The 1,002-nt window shown below is 57.7% G+C and carries 1 rRNA gene; it reads left to right on the plus strand.

Annotation, left to right across the window (positions count from 1 at the left end):
• A 23S ribosomal RNA gene (locus ACFVM3_RS41925) occupies nt 1-1,002 on the plus strand; the annotation flags it as partial.

Below are 1,002 nucleotides of genomic sequence, written 5' to 3' on the forward strand. Positions count from 1 at the left end.
GTGGATGCCTTGGCATCAGGAGCCGAAGAAGGACGTAGGAATCTGCGATAAGCCTGGGGGAGTTGATAACCGAGCGGTGATCCCAGGATGTCCGAATGGGGAAACCCCGCCCGGCGCGCGAGTGACCGGGTGACCCGCATCTGAACACATAGGGTGCGTGGAGGGAACGCGGGGAAGTGAAACATCTCAGTACCCGCAGGAAGAGAAAACAACCGTGATTCCGGGAGTAGTGGCGAGCGAAACCGGATGAGGCCAAACCGTATGCGTGTGATACCCGGCAGGGGTTGCGTGTACGGGGTTGTGGGATCTCTCTTTTACAGTCTGCCGGCTGTGAGACGAGTCAGAAACCGTTGATGTAGGCGAAGGACATGCGAAAGGTCCGGCGTAGAGGGTAAGACCCCCGTAGCTGAAACATCAACGGCTCGTTTGAGAGACACCCAAGTAGCACGGGGCCCGAGAAATCCCGTGTGAATCTGGCGGGACCACCCGCTAAGCCTAAATATTCCCTGGTGACCGATAGCGGATAGTACCGTGAGGGAATGGTGAAAAGTACCGCGGGAGCGGAGTGAAATAGTACCTGAAACCGTGTGCCTACAAGCCGTGGGAGCGTCGGACATCAGCTTGCTGGTGTCTCGTGACTGCGTGCCTTTTGAAGAATGAGCCTGCGAGTTTGCGGTGTGTTGCGAGGTTAACCCGTGTGGGGAAGCCGTAGCGAAAGCGAGTCCGAATAGGGCGATTTAGTTGCGCGCTCAAGACCCGAAGCGGAGTGATCTAGCCATGGGCAGGTTGAAGCGGAGGTAAGACTTCGTGGAGGACCGAACCCACCAGGGTTGAAAACCTGGGGGATGACCTGTGGTTAGGGGTGAAAGGCCAATCAAACTCCGTGATAGCTGGTTCTCCCCGAAATGCATTTAGGTGCAGCGTCGTGTGTTTCTTGCCGGAGGTAGAGCACTGGATAGGCGGCCGGTTTCGACAACGCCGGCGGGATGGGCGGACAGCCCG

Origin of the sequence: Amycolatopsis sp. NPDC057786 (assembly GCF_042797905.1) — a bacterium.
Lineage (GTDB): Bacteria > Actinomycetota > Actinomycetes > Mycobacteriales > Pseudonocardiaceae > Amycolatopsis.